Raw genomic sequence first — 14,472 nt, forward strand, 5'->3', positions numbered from 1 at the left:
TACTGAAAACTGAGACTGAAAACTTCTTTAAGCAACGTCGTCACCCATACTTTCTGTCCAGATGGCAAACCAGTCTTCTTTTTCCATTTCTAGTTCAACAGCTTTTACTAAAGACTGAATTCTGGCAACGTTAACCGTTCCTGCAATTGGAATAACGTTTGCCGGATGTTTTAAAATCCATGCCAATAAAAGTGTATCTGCACCTAAATGATATTTTTCAAGTAAAGTCGAAAACAACTTTTTCAAACGACGCGTTTTTTTCGTATCTTCTCTAAAAACAGTTCCAAGCGGATTCCATGATAACGGACGGATTCCGTTTGTCTGCATATAATCTAAACTTCCGTCAACCATTGGTTCAAAATGAGTTGCTGAGAATTGTACCTGATTATAACTTACTTCTGTTTTTTGTCTAATTAATTCAGTTTGAGAACTTGTAAAATTCGAAAGACCGAAATCAATAATTTTTCCTTCTGCTTTTAATTTTTCAACGGCTTCTGCAATTTCATCTGCCTGCATCAACGGACTTGGTCTGTGCAGTAAAAATACATCTACATAATCGGTTTTCAGTTTCTTTAAAGATTCTTCAACAGACCAGATTATATAGTCTTTAGAATAGTCGTAATGTTTAATTGTATTATTACGGTTTGGCGTTACTAACTGAATACCGCACTTGGTAATTAATTGTAATTTTTCGCGCGAAATTTTACTCGCTTTAAATGCCTTACCAAAATCGGCTTCGGTGGTATAATCACCGTAAATATCGGCGTGGTCAAAAGTTGTGATTTTGTTTTCGATACAGATCTGTATCATGTTCTCCATTTCTTTTGGTGTAAGGTTTTTATCCCAAATTCCCCAATTCATAGTGCCCGAAATAATAGGCGATAATACTGTTTTGCTCATGGTTATCTTGAGTTATTTTTGCTAATAAATATGCTTTTATAAAACATAATCACCAAAGTTCTTAAAAATATAAAAATAGATTCACAATTCGTCCTTAAAATTAGCTGTTTGGTCGAAGTTTTAACCATTCTTTAACATCTTACTTCTCAAAAAATATTCAATTTGCACTCTCAAAAATTAGGCGTAAAAATCAAGGTTTTAAAAATATTTATATGGAAGAAAATACAACAACTTTAGACATTAGAGCGATAAATGAAAAAATTGAGAGAGAAAGTGCTTTTATAGACCTTCTTACAATGGAAATGAACAAAGTTATTGTGGGCCAGAAACACATGGTCGAGCGTCTATTAATTGGTCTTTTAGGTCAGGGACATATTTTACTTGAAGGTGTTCCGGGTTTAGCAAAAACTTTGGCGATTAATACTTTGTCTCAAGCGGTTCAGGGTTCTTTCAGCCGTATTCAGTTTACGCCGGACTTACTTCCTGCCGATGTTATCGGAACCATGATTTACAACATTAAAGCAAACGAATTCTCTATTAAAAAAGGACCTATTTTTGCCAATTTCGTACTTGCCGATGAGATTAACCGTGCGCCTGCAAAAGTGCAGTCTGCTTTACTTGAGGCGATGCAGGAAAAACAAGTTACGATTGGAGATTCAACATTCAAATTAGACCGTCCGTTTTTAGTTTTGGCAACACAAAATCCTGTAGAACAAGAAGGAACTTATGCACTTCCTGAAGCACAGGTTGACCGTTTTATGCTAAAAACTGTTATTGATTATCCAAAAATTGACGAAGAGCGTTTTGTAATTCGTCAGAACTTAAAAGGAAGTTTCGAAAAAGTAAATCCGGTAGTTTCTGTAGATCAGATTTTACGTGCGCAGGAAGCTGTTCGTGAAGTTTACATGGACGAAAAAATCGAAAAATATATCCTTGATATCATTTTTGCTACACGTTACCCAGAAAAATACAAATTAGCCGATTTAAAACCACTCATCAGTTTTGGAGCTTCTCCACGTGGAAGTATTAACTTAGCAAATGCTGCAAAATGTTATGCTTTCATTAAACGTCGTGGTTATGTAATTCCAGAAGATGTTCGTGCTGTTGTGCATGATGTATTACGTCACAGAATTGGAATAACATACGAGGCCGAAGCCGAAAATATTACTTCTGTAGACATTATCAACAAAATCGTAAACGAGATTGAAGTACCTTAAAAAGTTGATGGTTGATAGTTTTTTGTTGATGGTTCATACGCCATCAACCAACAACCATAAACCATAAACCAAACAAAAAATGGATACAAAAGAGCTTTTAAAAAAAGTACGGAAAATAGAAATCAAAACCAAAAGACTGAGCAATCATATCTTTTCTGGTGAATACCACTCTTCATTTAAAGGACGAGGAATGACGTTTAGCGAGGTGCGTCAATACCAATACGGAGATGATATTCGTAACATCGATTGGAATGTAACCGCACGCTATAATGAAGCCCACGTAAAAGTTTTTGAAGAGGAACGCGAATTAACCATGGTTTTAATGGTTGATATTTCGGGTTCTGAAGGTTTTGGTTCAAAAAGTCAGTTTAAAAAAGACATCGTAACCGAAATTGCGGCAACGATGGCTTTTTCGGCTACACAAAATAATGACAAAATTGGTCTGATTTTATTCTCTGATAATGTTGAATTATATATTCCGCCAAAAAAAGGAAGATCACATGTTTTGAGAATCATTCGTGAACTAATCGAATTTGAACCTAAAAGCAATAAAACAGATGTTTCTGAAGCTTTAAAGTTTTTATCAGGCACTCAAAAAAAGAAAGCAATTGTTTTTATGATTTCAGATTTCATGTCTGAAAACTACGAGCATAATTTAAAAATTGCTTCAAAAAAACATGACCTTACAGGTGTTCGTGTATATGATATTCGCGAAGAAAAAATTCCGAATTTAGGAATGGTAACTATGCTTGATGCCGAAACTGGTAAAACACATTTAGTGGATACCGGGTCGAAAACGGTGCGAATGAATTACGAAAAACATTATCAGGAACGAGTAAATTATTTCAAAGATACATTCCGAAAATCCGGTGCCGGCATTGTACATACAAGAGTCGACGAAAATTATGTTACTAAATTATTAGGCTATTTCAAATCAAGATAAAGATTTAAGATTTTTGATTAACGATTTTTGATTTATGATTAGAAGGAAGAATTAAGGAATGACCAAACAAGAATTAGAAAATAGATTAATTGATTTTGCTGCGAGTATAATATCATTAACAATTACACTTGAGAAAAACTATGCAGGAAATCATTTATTAGGACAAATAACTCGTTCCAGTACTTCACCAGCTTTAAATTATGGTGAAGCACAAAGTGCAGAAAGTAAAAAAGATTTTATCCATAAAATGGGAATTTGCCTGAAAGAATTAAGAGAAACATTTGTTTGTTTAAAAATAATTGAAAAAGCAAATCTTTCAACAGATCATGAAAGTTTAATACGAGCAAAAACAGAAGCTAATCAATTAATCTCGATTTTTGTTTCAAGTATTAAAACATCAAAAAATAATTCATAAAAGAACAAAGATTAACATTTAAGTTTCGCAAAAAATCTGAAATCAAAAATCGTTAATCTTCAATCGTTAATCATAATGAAATTAAAGTTTTACATATTTTTATTTTTACTTTCTACGGCTGTTTTTGCACAAAAACAAGTCGAAACAAGTATTGATACCACAAAAAATAAAATTGGAGCCGAATTTAAATTAACGCTTAAAACGGTCGTAAGTTCTAAAACTAAAGTTGTTTTCCCAAAAGACAAAAGATTTGGAGCGCTTGAAGTTATTCAATCGTATCCGGTTGATACTGTTAAGAAAAATGACACTTACGAATTAATCAAAAAATATGGCTTAACACAATTTGATTCAGGAAAATATGTAATTCCGAGTGTAAAAATTCTTATTGACAAAAAACCTTATTTCTCAGATTCTATTCGCGTTGAAGTTGCCAATGTAAAAGTCGATACTTTACAGCAAAAAATGTATGACATTAAAGATATTACCGGTGCAGATAGTGGTATTGGCGATTGGTGGAAATACATTTTGGCGTTAGTAATTATTCTGGCAATTGGCGCAGGAATTTATTGGTATGTAAAAAAACATCAGAAAAAGAAAATTGAAGAAGAAGTTTATAAGACACCAATTGAAAAAGCGACTAGTTTATTAAACAATTTAGAATCGAAAGAACTAGTTCAAAAAGGAGAAATTAAAGAATATTATAGTGAACTTACTGATATTGCCCGTAATTATATAGAAGAAGCAATTCACATTCCGGCAATGGAAAGTACAACTTCTGAATTAATTCAGGCAATACGAACAGCTTCTACTAAAAAGAAAATGACTTTAACTCCGGAAACTGTCGAAAATCTGGAGCGTGTTTTACGTCAGGCCGATTTGGTAAAATTTGCAAAATCGAAACCATTAGATTTTGAAATTACCGAAGACCGAAATAAAATCCAAAGAGTTATTTTAACCCTTGATAATGCAATCCCAACGGAAGTTTCTACAGAGGAAGAAGATCAATTATTAAACGAAGCACAAAGACAAAAACAAATTCAGCTTCAATTAAAAAAACAAAGAAATAAAAGAATCGGAATCGCTGTTGGTTCTGTTGCATTTCTATTGTTAGCTACCACAGCATTTTTTGTTGTAACAAAAGGTTTTACGTACGTAAAAGATAATATTATCGGTCATCCGTCTAAAGAATTATTAGAAGGAGAATGGGTAAAAAGTGAATACGGAAATCCGGGCGTAATAATTGAAACTCCAAAAGTTTTAAAACGTATGGATCCGCTGAAAGCACTTCCAAAAGAAACAATGGCGTTGATTAAAGAAATGCAGCTTTTTGCATACGGAAGTATGATTGATAATTTTTCTGTTGCCGTTTCGACTACTAAATTCAAAAATCCAACTGATATCGATTTATCAAAAGCATTGGAAGGAAGCTTAAAAGTAATTGAACTTCAAGGCGGACAGAATATTATTGTTAAACAAGAAGATTTTCAAACCAATCAGGGCATTCAGGGAATAAAAGGTTATGGAACAATGACAGTTATAAACCCGGCCAATAAAACAAGTTTAAAAGCATATTATGAAATTTTGCTTTTTAAACAAGATCAGGGATTACAGCAAATTATCATTTTGCATGAAGAAGGTGATACTTATGCCAACGAAATTACAACCCGAATTTTGAATTCTGTTGAACTTAAAAAAGCAAGTAACTAATGAATAATCAGATCACTTTTTTAAATCCGGAATTCTTTTGGTTGTTTCTTTTGATTCCAATTGCAATCGGTTGGTTTTTCTGGAAAAGAAACCAGCAGTCTGCAACGTTAAAAATGAGTTCAACAGTAGGTTTTAAAAACAGTCAGTCGCTGCTGACCAAATTAAAACCTTGTTTATATGTTTTTAGAATTATTGCTTTAAGTTGTTTAATTATTGCTTTGGCAAGACCAAGAACGGTTGACATCAGCAATCAGACTAAAACAACAAAAGGAATTGATATTGTAATGGCAATTGACGTTTCTGGAAGTATGCTGGCAAAAGATTTAAAGCCAAACCGTATGGAGGCTTTAAAAAGAGTGGCTGCGGATTTCGTTGGAGAACGTCCAAACGATAGAATTGGTTTGGTTTTATATGCTTCTGAAGCGTATACCAAAACGCCGGTTACGAGCGATAAACCGATTATTTTAGAAGCTATAAAAGGAATTCGATACGATACAGTTTTACAAGACGGAACCGGAATTGGAATGGGATTGGCAACAGCTGTAAATCGTTTAAAAGACAGTAAAGCAAAAAGCCGCGTTATTATTTTATTGACAGATGGTGTAAACAACGCTGGATTTATAGAACCTGAAACCGCTGCTGATATTGCAAAACAATACGGAATTAAAGTATATACAATTGGCCTTGGTACAAACGGAATGGCTGAATCACCATACGCTTATGCGCCAAATGGAGGTTTCTTATTTAAAATGCAGAAAGTGGAAATCGACGAAAGATTAATGAAAAGCATTGCCCGTAAAACAGATGGAACTTATTTTAGAGCAACAAGTAATGATAAATTAGCCGAAATATACAATTCGATTAACAAATTAGAAACAACCGAAATTCAGGAATTAAAATTCTACGATTACGACGAAAAATACAGAATTTTTGTTTTAGCCGCTGCATTTTTATTACTGCTTGAAGTTGGTTTAAGAAATACAGTTTACAGAAGCTTCATTTAATTTTAGATTAAAAAAATCTAAAATCTAAATTCAGAAATCTAAAATTTAAAATGGAATTAGACGAAAAAAAATATTTATATCTCTTACTATTACTCCCAATTGTGGTGTGCATTTTTCTTTTCAATATGTATTGGAAAAGGAAAAAACAACGTGAATTTGGTGATTTAGAAATGGTGAAAAAACTAAGTCCGGACAGGTCTGTTTTTAAACCCGTTTTAAAATTATCAATTTTACTTTTAGCTCTTGCCTGTATAATTATCGGGTTAGTAAATCCGAAAATTGGAACCAAAATGGAAACTGTAAAACGTGAAGGTATTGATATTGTTTTTGCCGTAGACGTTTCTAAAAGTATGCTTGCCGAAGATGTGGCACCAAGCCGTTTAGACAAAAGTAAACAGCTGGTTTCGCAAATTATAAATTCTTTAGGAAGCGACAGAATTGGTATTGTGGCTTATGCAGGAAGTGCTTTCCCGGTTTTGCCCATCACATCAGATTACAGCGTTGCTAAAATGTTTCTGCAGAGTATGAGTCCGGATATGGTTTCTTCTCAGGGAACTTCTTTAGACGAAGCTATAAGACTTTCTTCAACTTATTTTGATGAAAAAAGTAAAACAAGTAAACTCTTAATTCTGATTTCTGATGGAGAAGATCATTCTGAAGGAGCAGCCGCTGCTGCCGAAGAAGCAAACAAAATTGGCATGAAAATCGTCACGATTGGAGTTGGAACCGAAAGAGGAGGAACAATTCCTTTAAAAGAAAACGGCATCGTAAAGAGTTATCAAAAAGATCAAAACGGGCAAACTGTTATTACAAAATTAAATCAGGAAGGACTTAAGAGTATTGCAAAGGCAACAAAAGGAGATTATGTTTATGGAGGAAATACTAAAGAAGTTTTAGAATTTATTAAAAACACTTTAAACAAAATCCAGAAAACAGAATTTGAGTCGACACAAATGGCCGATTATCAATCTCAGTTTCAATGGTTCATCGGGTTTGGATTTGTATTATTATTTGTAGATATTTTCCTTTTAGAAAGAAAAACAAACTGGATTAAAGAGTTGAATTTATTCAACGAAAAAAAATAAAGATTCCGCTTTAAACACGGAAAAAAAATAAAAAAATTAGAATGAAAAATTTACTTCTTTATATTTTACTAACGCTTCCTTTTGCAGTTGCTGCACAGGAAAAAGACAAGACATTGCCTGATGCCAATGAAGAATATAAGCAGAATAAATTTTCTGAGGCTGAAGCTAATTATAGAATTTCGGCATCAAAATTTTCAAAACGTGCTGCCGGATCTTATAATCTTGGAAACTCGATTTACAGACAAAATCAGCCTTCTGAAGCTAAGTACGCTTATGCAAATGCTATAAAAGCAGCTAAAACACGTCCGGAAAAACACAAAGCCTATCATAATCTTGGTAACGTTTTTATGAAAGAGAAAGATTATACGCAGGCAGTTGAAGCTTATAAAGAAGCATTACGCAACGATCCAACTGATGATGAAACGCGTTACAATTATGCGTATGCTAAACAGAAACTAAAAGAAAATCCTCCTAAAAACGATAAAAACAAAGACAAGAATAAGGATAAGGACAAAGACAAGGATAAAAACAAAGATAAAAATAAGGACAAGGACCAAAATAAAGATAAGGACAAAGACAAGGATAAAAAAGACGATAAAGGCGATAAAGACAAAGATAAAAAGGATGGCAAAAATGATCCGAAGAAAGACGACAACTCTGATAATAAAGGAGAGCCAAAACCTATGCCTGGCGGAATTTCAAAAGAACGTGTTCAGAACTTGTTAGATGCTGTAAACAATGAAGAAAAGAAAATTCAAGATAAAGTAAACGCTCAAAAAATAAAACCTAATCCTAAAAAACCGGAGAAAGACTGGTAAAATAAGTTTAATCGTTTAACCGTTTATTTGTTTAATGGGTTTCATAATCCAGACAAATAATAGTTAAACGATTAACGGTTCAACAAATAAACGATTAAACGCTTAAATGAAAAGATATTTAATTCTATTACTATTCACTTTTCAAGGACTTATGGCTCAGGTTCAGTTTGAAGCCAGAGTCAGCAAAAATACGCTTGGACTTAACGAAAGACTCCGCATTGATTTTATAATGAATGTTGACGGAGATAATTTTGATCAGCCTGCATTTGAAGGCTTTAAACTTGTTGCAGGGCCAAGCCAGCAAATAAGCCAGTCTTGGGTAAATGGCCGAAGTTCTTTTCAAAAAATATACTCTTATATTTTACAGCCGGAGAAAAAAGGAACTGTTATTATTAAACAGGCGGCGATAGAATATAATGGGCAGATTTATAAAACATCTCCAATAAAAGTTACCGTTACTAATGCCGTTGCTCAGGAAAGAGATCCTAACGATCCGAGACAGCAAGGCGGAGCCGGAAACTATGGCGATCAATTGCTGCAGCTCGTTGCCGAAGTTTCTAAAACAACGCCGTACTTAAATGAACCAATTACGGTTGTTTACAAATTATACTTTAACGAAATCGGAGTTACCGGATTTAGAGAACTTGCTAAACCAAAATATAATGATTTCTGGAATCAAAATATCGACATCAAACAATTGGTCATGGAAGAGGGTAACTACCAGGGTCAAAGATGTCATTATGTAGTATTAAAGAAAACTATTTTATATCCACAGAAATCAGGCCGATTAACAATTGAACCTCTTTCATTAGATATTGGGGTACAATTGCCAACAAATCGTCGTGATATGTTTGGCCAAATGATTATTGCCGAAGACAATAAAGTGGTTACAACCGGCGCCAGAACTATTAGCGTAAGGCCGCTTCCTGAAACAGGAAAACCAGAAGGATTTACAGGTGCAGTTGGTAACTTCAATTTTACTGTTACACCATCCCGAACAACCTTAAAAAGTGGTGAAGGTTTAGACTTAATCGTGAGCGCTGCAGGTACAGGAAACATGAAATTATTCACACTTCCAAAACCTGTTGTACCAAATGCATTAGAGATGTATGATCCTGTTCACGATGAAAAAGTTACAACCTCATTGTCAGGAATGTCAGGAAAAATCTCAGATAAGTACACCATTATTCCACAGTACAAAGGAAAATATGCTATAAAACCAATGACGTTCTCTTATTTTGATTTGAGTACAGGCACTTATAAAACAATCACTTCTCGTGAAATTATGATTGATGTTTTAGACGGTCCAACTTTGGCTGAGGCAAATCCTTCGACAGCGGCTAAAAATGTAATTACAAAAGCTGAACAGTTTAAATATATTAAATCAAAAACAACTTTAGCAAGCATCGCTAAAGATGATTTTTACGGTTCTAATTTATATTATGCTTTATTATTCTTCCCTTTTGCCATTATTCCGATTATAATTTTGGCTAAGAAGAAAAAAGAAGCGATTGACAGTGATGTAACCGGAAACAGAATCAGAATGAACAATAAGCTGGCGAAGAAATATTTATCGCAGGCTAAAAAACAGCTTAATAATAAAGAGGCATTTTATATTGCTCTTGAAAAAGCTATGCATAATTTCCTAAAAGCAAAACTGCATATCGAAACTTCTGAAATGAGTAAAGATAATATTCGTGAACTGCTGTTATCCAGAAATTCAAATCCTGAAACGGTTCAGAATTTTATCAACTTAACCGAAAACTGCGAATTTGCACGTTACGCCCCGGCATCAAGTGCTTCGATTCAGCAGGATTATGATAAAGCTGTTTTGATTATTTCAGAATTAGAAAAACAAATCGTTTAGTTTTTAACTTAAATCAAACCCGACAGGTTTTAAAAACCTGTTAGGTTTAATAAAATAAGAATGAAAAATATACTATATCTCTTTTTACTAATCTCACAGGTTTTCTTTGCTCAAAGCAGCTTTGAAAAAGGAAATGCATTGTACCAAAAGGGACAATATCAGGAAGCTGTTCAGGTTTATGAAGATATTATTAAAGAAGACAAACAGCAATCTGCAGAATTGTATTTTAATTTGGCAAACAGTTATTATAAACTCAATAAAGTTGCGCCTTCAATTTATAATTATGAAAAAGCTTTGGTATTAAAACCAAATGATCCTGAAACTTTAAACAACTTAAAATTTGCTAAAAAACTAACAATCGACGAGATTAAAGAAGTGCCAAAAGTTGGCTTTGCAAAATTGATTCAGAATTTTACTGGCATTTTTGATTATAACCAATGGGCAAAAATTTCTGTTGGAATTAGTTTTTTATTCTTGCTGAGTTTTATTGGTTATTATTTTTCACAGCTTACTATTACAAAAAGAATTTATTTCATCGGGATGTTTGTTCTTTTAGTTGCTTTAGTATTAAGCGTTTCGGCAGGAATATCCGAAAAAGATCATTTCAATAATGATCGTCCGGCAATTGTTTTTTCAGAATTAAGCGAAGTTAGAAGCGAACCTCAAAAAGCAGGTTCTGCTATAATTTTACTTCACGAAGGTGCTAAAGTTTATGTTATAGAAACTGTGGGAAGTTGGAAAAAAATTGAATTAACCGACGGTCAGGAAGGCTGGATTGATGCTTCGACAATTAAAGAAGTTAAATAAGAAGTTTTAAATTCTAAAAAAAAATCTTTGTCCACCAACTTTGCGTAGACGCACTGCGGTGCGTCTCTACGATATACTGGGGTGAAGATAAATTATGTATAAAGGCTTCTAATTTTTGCAACGAATATTTTGACAATCAAAATCGTAGAGACGCACTGCTGTGTGTCTACGTCCAGCATATAAAAACCGTTACATTAAACATCTCTACAGAATAAACCATTAAAAAATTCAAATAAAAAAATTCCAAATCCCAACTTTAAATTGGAATTTGGAATTTTTCTTTTTTGGAATTTAAAATCAATTCACTGCATCAACTAAACGAACAAACTCAGCTCGATAGCCTTCGTCATCGTATGCTAATCCTGATTTTGCCAGCTTTTTAATATCATCACTATTTGAATTTGTGATGTATTTTGAATCTCTTAATTTTAATCCAAACCAGGCAACAGCGGTTGTAAATTTAAAATCGGCAGAACTTCTGTCAAGAGAAACTTTTCTGTTTGCAATAGTATTTACAATTTCGATGCTCTTGTCTCCATCAGGTTTTTTATAACGGAATTTAATCGTTGCCAGTTCATCGCTGTAATTAGACTCGTTAGTTTTTACTTTTGTATACTTTAAATCAGATGGAACGTAATCGCTTTCAACTCCGGCTGGAATAATTTCATAAAGCGCCGTAACCGTATGTCCGCTGCCTAATTCTCCGGCATCGACCGCATCATTTTTAAAATCTTCATCGTTTAGTTTTCGGTTTTCGTAACCAATTAATCGATACGCCTGAACATGTTTCGGATTAAATTCAATCTGGATTTTTACATCTTTTGCAATGGCAAACATCGAACCTTTAAATTCTTTTCCAAGAAAACGATTTGCTTCCTGAATATTATCAATGTAAGCATAATTTCCGTTTCCTTTATCAGCCAGGATTTCCATTTTACTGTCTTTATAATTTCCCATTCCGAAACCTAAAACAGTTAAAAACACACCTGATTTTCTTTTCTCTTCAATCAGTTGTTCCATGTCTTGATCAGTCGATGCGCCAACATTAAAATCACCATCGGTAGCAATAACCACACGATTATTTCCTTCTTTAATAAAGTTTTCCTGTGCCAGTTTGTATGCTAATTCAATTCCTTCACCGCCAGCCGTACTTCCGCCTGCGCTTAGTTTATCAAAAGCATCCATAATTTCATCTTTATTATCTCCTGAAGTTGGTTCTAAAACAACGCCTGCAGAACCTGCGTAAACCACGATCGAAACTTTATCCTTCGAACGCAGTTCATTCACCAAAATCTTCATGGATTCTTTTAATAATGGAAGTTTATTAGAGTCATTCATCGAACCCGAAACATCAATCAGGAAAACAAGATTCGAAGCTGGAAGATTTGTCATTGGAATATTTTTTCCCTGCAAACCAATTTTCAGCAATAAGGAATTTTTATTCCACGGACTTTCGCTTACTTCTGTATTGATAGAAAACGGATTTTGACCTTCTGGTTGTGGATATTTGTATTTAAAAAAGTTCATCATTTCTTCTATACGAACGGCATCTTTAGGAACTTTTTGACCTTCGTTTATAAATCGGCGGATATTGGTGTAAGATGCATTATCAACATCTATAGAAAAAGTAGAAAGAGGAGACTTTTGCGGCGACTCAAAAGGATTTTCTTCAAGTCCGGCGTAACTTTCAGTATTAGGATCTGAAATATTTTCTTCTGGAATTTCATCAATCACATCAGCAGCAACAGCTGTCGAATCTACTGTTTCATAAGCGGCTGCATCTTGTTTTTTACAACTTGCCAAAACAAGGAAAAGGAATGCTAACAAATAAAAAGTTTTATTTTTCATTTAAAATAAATTTTAGGAATTAATAATTTGATTTTGTTCTCTCAAATAATAACTAGCATTCCGGATGTACTAAGAAAATTATCTGCAATTTTCGGCAATCCAAAATTGATGCCAAGATTCCTAAAAATTAATCATGAAGATTTTTCACCATATAAGTGATATAAGAAAATTTAAGTTTTATGTGATTAAGGCAATGTTTTTTATTATACCAAAATATCCGCACCAGCATACTGTAGAGACGCACCGCAGTGCGTCTAAGCTGGAAATATCAATAAATATGAGATAATTAAAATGTATAAATCTTTTGAGGCGTAACGCAATAATCCAATTTTATATCAGATTCAAAAATATCATCAATTTGATTTACTGATTCAAAAAAAGAAAGACCAATTTTTACAGTTTCAGGTTTGCAGTTTGCCAAAAACTTATCGTAAAAACCTTTTCCGTAACCAATTCTATTTCCAAAAACATCAAAAGCCAAAAGCGGTACAAAAACAACCTCAATATTTTCTACCGGAACCGGAAGTCCGTTTACAGGTTCAGGAATATTATATTCGTTTTTTTTGATTTTGGTATTATCCGTCAATAAAAAATGAGTCATTTCTCTGGTTTCAAAATCGCTTTTTGAGATTACGATTTCTTTATCTTTTCCGGAAAGCAAATGCAGAATAAATTCGGTATCAATTTCTTTTTGTTCTACAATTGGCAGAAAAACATGATAATAAGTTTTATCCCAAATAGGTAATTGAATTAAATTATTGGCAATAGCCAGGCTTTTTTCTTCGATATCATTTTCAGAAAATGTTGCACGAAGATTTTTATAATGAAGTCGTAATTCTTTTTTACTCGTCGTCATTTACAGGAGAATTTTTAGAAATATGATAAATCGCATCGCCTTCATAAACAATCGGCGAATGATTGGCATTAATAACATATCCGTCGTGCGGCGCTTTTACTTTCTGCTCAAACTTCCCAAACGGATCTGTAATAATTGCCAAAATAGTTCCTTTGGTTACAAATTTACCAACCATATTATAATCATGGAGCAAACCGGAACATTTTGCACGAAGCCAAACCGAATATTTTATATAAATAGAAGATTCTACAGCAGGTTCAATAAGGTGTTTTGGATCGAGCATATTCAAATAATCCAGTAAACGTTTCACGCCTTTTATTCCTTCATTTGCAACAGCATCGTTTATATCGAGAGATTTTCCTCCTTCAAAAAGTAACATTTTTATACCGGCTTTTTCGCAAGTATTTCTAAAAGAACCGCCAATATTTCTGGAATACAAAGTAAAGGGCGCATTAAAAATATCTGCCAGTAATTTCAATTCCATATTATTTTCGGTAATTCGAATCTGCGGAACATTGAAACGGCTTGCACCGCCGGCATGAAAATCGACTGCATAATCTATAATGGGTAAAATTTCTTCCACAATGTGATACGCAAACCGGCTTGCCAAAGAACCTTTTTTACTTCCCGGAAAAACGCGGTTTAAATCACGACCGTCAGGAAATTCGCGGGATTTATTGACAAATCCGTACATGTTGATAATCGGAATACAAATTATAGTTCCTCTCTGCGGACGGTTTATTTTTTTGCTGATGATCTGCCGAACGACTTCTACTCCGTTTATTTCGTCGCCGTGAATTCCTGCCGAAAATAAAACAACTGGACCTTCAAGCTTTGAACGGCGCACAATTACAGGAATATTTAATTTTGTTGTGGTGTGTAATCGTGCAATTTCGACATTTATGGTTTTATGTTCTCCCGGCAAAATCGATTCACCAAAAATAACAAGGGGCTTACTATTTTTCATGTAGAATTATAAAAGCTAAATATAGAAATTATTCTTTT

13 protein-coding genes are annotated in these 14,472 nt (G+C 33.7%); 9 read left to right on the plus strand and 4 right to left on the minus strand.

The window, feature by feature from the left end:
- Positions 1-27 precede the first annotated feature (27 nt).
- Complete coding sequence (locus tag ABDW27_RS10740; RefSeq protein ID WP_343695889.1) at positions 28-900, minus strand: aldo/keto reductase; 873 nt, start codon at positions 898-900, stop codon at positions 28-30.
- Positions 901-1,112: 212 nt separating this feature from the next.
- Here ABDW27_RS10740 and ABDW27_RS10745 point away from each other — a divergent pair, with 212 nt between their 5' ends.
- The 9 genes from ABDW27_RS10745 to ABDW27_RS10785 all read left to right on the plus strand — a co-directional run bounded on the left by ABDW27_RS10745 (position 1,113) and on the right by ABDW27_RS10785 (position 10,763).
- Entirely contained in the window at positions 1,113-2,117 is a 1,005-nt protein-coding gene (locus tag ABDW27_RS10745; protein WP_343695890.1) for a MoxR family ATPase, read from the plus strand.
- A 79-nt stretch (positions 2,118-2,196) separates the two neighbouring features.
- A complete protein-coding gene (locus tag ABDW27_RS10750) occupies positions 2,197-3,060 on the plus strand; it encodes a DUF58 domain-containing protein (RefSeq protein ID WP_343695891.1) in 864 nt (287 codons plus the stop codon).
- A 58-nt stretch (positions 3,061-3,118) separates the two neighbouring features.
- A complete protein-coding gene (locus tag ABDW27_RS10755) occupies positions 3,119-3,475 on the plus strand; it encodes a four helix bundle protein (RefSeq protein ID WP_343695892.1) in 357 nt (118 codons plus the stop codon).
- A 75-nt stretch (positions 3,476-3,550) separates the two neighbouring features.
- Entirely contained in the window at positions 3,551-5,182 is a 1,632-nt protein-coding gene (locus tag ABDW27_RS10760) for a hypothetical protein (protein ID WP_343695893.1), read from the plus strand.
- Positions 5,182-6,186 carry a VWA domain-containing protein gene (locus ABDW27_RS10765; RefSeq protein ID WP_343695894.1) on the plus strand — a complete coding sequence of 335 codons (1,005 nt, stop codon included), beginning with the start codon at positions 5,182-5,184 and terminating at the stop codon, positions 6,184-6,186. Before ABDW27_RS10760 ends, ABDW27_RS10765 begins: the two co-directional genes overlap by 1 nt.
- Positions 6,187-6,236: 50 nt before the next feature.
- Positions 6,237-7,271: a VWA domain-containing protein gene (locus ABDW27_RS10770; RefSeq protein ID WP_343695895.1), complete on the plus strand. Its 1,035-nt coding sequence runs from the start codon at positions 6,237-6,239 to the stop codon at positions 7,269-7,271.
- Positions 7,272-7,312: 41 nt separating this feature from the next.
- Positions 7,313-8,089, plus strand: a complete 777-nt coding sequence (locus ABDW27_RS10775; RefSeq protein WP_343695896.1) for a tetratricopeptide repeat protein — start codon at positions 7,313-7,315, stop codon at positions 8,087-8,089.
- A 106-nt stretch (positions 8,090-8,195) separates the two neighbouring features.
- On the plus strand, positions 8,196-9,956 hold the full coding sequence (locus ABDW27_RS10780) for a BatD family protein (RefSeq protein ID WP_343695897.1): 1,761 nt from the start codon (positions 8,196-8,198) through the stop codon (positions 9,954-9,956).
- Positions 9,957-10,016: 60 nt separating this feature from the next.
- Positions 10,017-10,763: a tetratricopeptide repeat protein gene (locus ABDW27_RS10785; protein ID WP_343695898.1), complete on the plus strand. Its 747-nt coding sequence runs from the start codon at positions 10,017-10,019 to the stop codon at positions 10,761-10,763.
- 297 nt (positions 10,764-11,060) lie between these two features.
- Here ABDW27_RS10785 and ABDW27_RS10790 read toward each other — a convergent pair whose 3' ends face one another.
- The 3 genes from ABDW27_RS10790 to ABDW27_RS10800 form a co-directional block, all read right to left on the minus strand.
- On the minus strand, positions 11,061-12,611 hold the full coding sequence (locus ABDW27_RS10790) for a VWA domain-containing protein (RefSeq protein WP_343695899.1): 1,551 nt from the start codon (positions 12,609-12,611) through the stop codon (positions 11,061-11,063).
- 286 nt (positions 12,612-12,897) lie between these two features.
- Positions 12,898-13,467, minus strand: coding sequence for a 5-formyltetrahydrofolate cyclo-ligase (locus ABDW27_RS10795; protein ID WP_343695900.1), 570 nt, complete (start codon positions 13,465-13,467; stop codon positions 12,898-12,900).
- Positions 13,454-14,434, minus strand: coding sequence for a succinylglutamate desuccinylase/aspartoacylase family protein (locus ABDW27_RS10800; RefSeq protein ID WP_343695901.1), 981 nt, complete (start codon positions 14,432-14,434; stop codon positions 13,454-13,456). Before ABDW27_RS10800 ends, ABDW27_RS10795 begins: the two co-directional genes overlap by 14 nt.
- Between the last annotated feature and the right edge of the window lie 38 nt (positions 14,435-14,472).

Origin of the sequence: Flavobacterium sp. (assembly GCF_039595935.1) — a bacterium.
Taxonomy (GTDB): domain Bacteria; phylum Bacteroidota; class Bacteroidia; order Flavobacteriales; family Flavobacteriaceae; genus Flavobacterium.

Excerpts from the sequence above, each read along its gene's own strand:
- ABDW27_RS10780 (WP_343695897.1), top strand. The coding sequence starts at position 8,196 with ATGAAAAGATATTTAATTCTATTACTATTCACTTTTCAAGGACTTATG.
- ABDW27_RS10785 (WP_343695898.1), top strand. The coding sequence starts at position 10,017 with ATGAAAAATATACTATATCTCTTTTTACTAATCTCACAGGTTTTCTTT.
- ABDW27_RS10790 (WP_343695899.1), bottom strand. The coding sequence starts at position 12,611 with ATGAAAAATAAAACTTTTTATTTGTTAGCATTCCTTTTCCTTGTTTTG.
- ABDW27_RS10750 (WP_343695891.1), top strand. The coding sequence starts at position 2,197 with ATGGATACAAAAGAGCTTTTAAAAAAAGTACGGAAAATAGAAATCAAA.
- ABDW27_RS10770 (WP_343695895.1), top strand. The coding sequence starts at position 6,237 with ATGGAATTAGACGAAAAAAAATATTTATATCTCTTACTATTACTCCCA.
- ABDW27_RS10755 (WP_343695892.1), top strand. The coding sequence starts at position 3,119 with ATGACCAAACAAGAATTAGAAAATAGATTAATTGATTTTGCTGCGAGT.
- ABDW27_RS10765 (WP_343695894.1), top strand. The coding sequence starts at position 5,182 with ATGAATAATCAGATCACTTTTTTAAATCCGGAATTCTTTTGGTTGTTT.
- ABDW27_RS10760 (WP_343695893.1), top strand. The coding sequence starts at position 3,551 with ATGAAATTAAAGTTTTACATATTTTTATTTTTACTTTCTACGGCTGTT.
- ABDW27_RS10745 (WP_343695890.1), top strand. The coding sequence starts at position 1,113 with ATGGAAGAAAATACAACAACTTTAGACATTAGAGCGATAAATGAAAAA.
- ABDW27_RS10775 (WP_343695896.1), top strand. The coding sequence starts at position 7,313 with ATGAAAAATTTACTTCTTTATATTTTACTAACGCTTCCTTTTGCAGTT.
- ABDW27_RS10740 (WP_343695889.1), bottom strand. The coding sequence starts at position 900 with ATGAGCAAAACAGTATTATCGCCTATTATTTCGGGCACTATGAATTGG.
- ABDW27_RS10795 (WP_343695900.1), bottom strand. The coding sequence starts at position 13,467 with ATGACGACGAGTAAAAAAGAATTACGACTTCATTATAAAAATCTTCGT.
- ABDW27_RS10800 (WP_343695901.1), bottom strand. The coding sequence starts at position 14,434 with ATGAAAAATAGTAAGCCCCTTGTTATTTTTGGTGAATCGATTTTGCCG.